The sequence below is a fragment of the Hydrocoleum sp. CS-953 genome, assembly GCF_002260545.1.
Lineage (GTDB): Bacteria > Cyanobacteriota > Cyanobacteriia > Cyanobacteriales > Microcoleaceae > Trichodesmium.
In genome coordinates, this window is sequence record NZ_LGSU01000578.1 from 1 (window position 1) to 3,707 (window position 3,707).

Annotated in this window: 1 protein-coding gene; it reads right to left on the reverse strand. The window is 34.0% G+C overall.

The genetic code is table 11. The annotated features are described in order from the left end of the window. Nucleotides 1-1,453: 1,453 nt before the first annotated feature. Nucleotides 1,454-3,310 (reverse strand): tetratricopeptide repeat protein, encoded by a 1,857-nt coding sequence (locus tag AFK68_RS06290; protein ID WP_094672036.1) that lies wholly within the window; start codon nt 3,308-3,310, stop codon nt 1,454-1,456. Nucleotides 3,311-3,707 lie beyond the last annotated feature (397 nt).

Below are 3,707 nucleotides of genomic sequence, written 5' to 3' on the forward strand. Positions count from 1 at the left end.
TAAATAAGCTTTTTAATTTTTTGATTGTATTAGTTTGTTTTACCTACAAAATGTGAGCTAAAATAATTAGCATCATAGCCTTTAAAAAAAATCCCTCATACGAGAAGTGTAAAAATTTAGCTTCTGTCAAACTACTGTCGATCCAGTTGTTAATATAGCTTCTGGCAGTAATATTAATAATGTCAATATTGGCAACTTTAGTGAATTTCTTTTCAATAGTTTGACACTAGAAAGTTCTAGTATTAGTGAAATTTAAGTATTTGACTTGAATTTTCGTGGCAAGAATATCTCAAACAAGGAAAATTGCTTGAAGTCTAGTCAGATGGATTTATATAGAATAGTAGTAGGGATGCTACTTATTCTCACCCCATTGCACCTCTTAATAGTCGTTTCAGTTTAGATTGAGACCAGTGTTTCTTGTCTTGAAAGGATTTCATCCTTATTTGAAATGACTATATATAGCAAAAGGCTGAGGGGGCTATGCTGAAGGAAAAATCCTGCTATGTCTAAGTTTTAGGCAATTGAAATGTCCTAACAGTAATGGAACTGCTATACCAAATCTAACTCATCCTCATGGCAAGCTATACATCCTGAAAAAAAGGTGTTAGGTAGTACGCAAGTTTTAGGTGTTATGGGAGTTCAAGAAAAATACCAAAGTATGAATAGTTGTCACATGCGCAGGATAAATTATTGATAAACGTTATTACATCCTCAGCTTGAAACGAGAAAATTTTCATTTTATTAAGCTTCAAAAAAAAGAGAGAGGATTGTTTAAGTTGCACCTAGAAAAAAATCGTGATACTATAAATATATTGGGGTTACTTCGCCCCTACACATGACTGTTTATTCAACGCAAAAATTCAATTGATGGGCAAAGCGGAATCAGGTCAGATGAAAGAAAAAAGTTTTGCTGTGGAACATAAAATGTAGTAGGGATACTATCCCCATCCCTTATCTAATCCCCTCAACCTTAAACCACAAAATTCTCATTTTATGAAGCTCCAAAAAAAGAGAGAGGGTTATTAAGTTGCACCTAGAAAAAAATCGTGATACTATAAATATATTGGGGTTACTTCGCTCCTAAGCATGACTTTTTATTCAACGCAAAAATTCAATTGATAGGCAAAGCAGAATCAGGTCAGATGAAAGAAAAAGATTTTGCTGCGGAACATAAAATGCAGTAGGGATGCTATCCCCATCCCTTATCTAATCCCCTCAACCTTAAACCACAAAATTCTCATTTTATGAAGCTCCAAAAAAGAGAGAGGGTTATTAAGTTGCACCTAGAAAAAAATCGTGATACTATAAATATAGTGGGTTTATCTCGCCCCTACACATGACTTTTTATTCAACCATAAAACATCATTAAAGTTATAAATTACTATATAAATAAAACCCTCTGCCTATCTTTCAATGACGATAATGAAGAGAAAAAATATTACTCCGAAAGAAACTAAAGAGACTGTTGATATTTCACCAAAAGTACAGGAATATAATCATAACCATCCACTCCAATAACAGGCAAAATTTCTGACCGTTTCCGATTTAAAATCTCATTAAAATCTTCTCCCAACTGACCCTTCAATACAACCATCAAACCAGCAGTTTGTCGCCATTCATTAGCACCAATTTGCTCCAAAAGATACATACCCAAACAACCAGCAAAAATAGCTTTCTCCAAATTTTGCAAACTATAGTAAGCCCGAGCAAGATAAGCCAAATTAAAACCTTGCAAATATAAATCTCCAGAATATTGAGCAGCTTGCCAACCCCCAGCTAAATATAACAGAGCATCTTCAGGTTTTTCTAATACCATAAATGCAATTCCTAGACTACTAAAACAAAGAGACCTACTCTGACCATCCCCCAAAATTTCTGACAATTTCAAACCCTGTTGTAGATAATTAATCGCATTTTCATAAACCTCAGTTTCCATCACCTCTTTTTGTCTAGCTTGGAAAACTTCACTAAAACCAAAATTAGCTAAAGCATTAGCTTCCCCTCTTTTATCCCCTACTTGTCGGGAAAACATTAACGCTCTCTGACTATAATTAATCGCCTCACCATAATCCTTTATCGCTACAGAAGTCCGACTCAAATGATTCAAATTAGCAATTTCACAGGATTTATCCTCCGTCTCTTGGGCAATTTTTAAAGCTTGTTTATGAAATTCCATCGCCTTTAAATATTGCCCTAAAGTCTGCTGAGAATAACCCAATAAAGTTAAAATTCTTCCCTTAGCTTGAGTACCTTGAATTCTTTGCAAAGGTTCATCTAAATAACTCAAAGCATTTTGTAAATATTCTCCAGAAAAAGAAGCAAAAATTCCACCATAAAGAGGGAAATATTCTCGTTGAGAAAAGGCACGGAGAATTTGCAATGTTACCTGAAAACAAGAATTACTTAAACTAGGTCTAGCCTGAAAACCATCAGCTAACTGGCACCAAATAGCAGCAAAAGTCAAAAAAGTAGAAATAGATAATTTTGCTCCTACCTTAGCATCATAAATTAACTTGTCAAACCATTCTACTAATCCTCTTTGTAAACATTGTAAAATTACCGCCAACTCAACTAGATCGCTCGCTTCAATACTAGCTTTCCCAGCAAATTCTACAATAGATTTTTCCAAAGCAATAGTATTAAATAAACCCTCTGGAAAAGAACTATTTACTTGTTTTGACCATAATACCCAAGGTCCCCTCTGTTCAGGAGTACCACCAAATCCCAGTTGTCCTCGACTTTGGTCATATATCCAACTTACTAAATAAGGTTGCAGTCTTTGCCAAGCTTCTAGACCTTTATTAATACCAGTGGTAAATTGCTGCAAATCTTTTTTCAGGTCTGGGTCAGTAGTTTGGAGTTGTTGGTCTTGTAGAGTTTGGCCAAGTTTTTGTATTTGGTTAAGGGTAAGAGGTTGTTTTTGGTTAGGATCAATAGCATTAAGTAAACTTGTCAGACGTTCCCTAGTTTCTGCATTAATAATTTGTTGTACAGATGTGGCGATCGCCTCTTGAGTTTGATGTTCTTTTTCCCACCTTTCCCATTCTCCTTGAATAGTTTTTAATGCTCGTAAACGACGATTAGCTTTTGCTTGTTTTAACTCATCAGTTTCTGTATCTACCTGATTTTTAATAGTTTGAAAACGTTCATCAAAACAACGTTCAAATATTTCTCCTGTACCACTACTAATTTCTTTAACAAGCATTTGATATACCTGTTCTTTGGAACGAATTTTACCTTGAAGAGTAATTTCTATAATATGGTCAATGAGATTTAGATAGTGTTCTTGCCAAGAAATAGATTCTGTCATTTTAGTTATTAGTTGTTATCTTATTTATTTGTCTTAAATTATTTGTTAAAAAAACTGTAGGAGTTTGGTCTCCAAACACAACCAGAATAAAATATAGCAATCCTATTTTATTCATGGCAAAAATATTACCGCTTTTTAGGCACAAGGCAACAGCCAAAAGGTAGGAATTTCAACTTTTTTATTTACTTTTTAATTACCCGTAGCCTATGGGTGGATTGCTATATTTAAAAATATAATATTCAAGCATAGCAAAGTTTTTAGTAATATCAAATATAGCAATCCTATTTTATTCGTGGCAAAAATCTTACTAATTTTTAGGGAACACTTAACTAGGAACAGGGAACAGGCGAGAGTTTCAAGTTTTTTATCTACTTTTTGATTACCCGCGACCTATTTA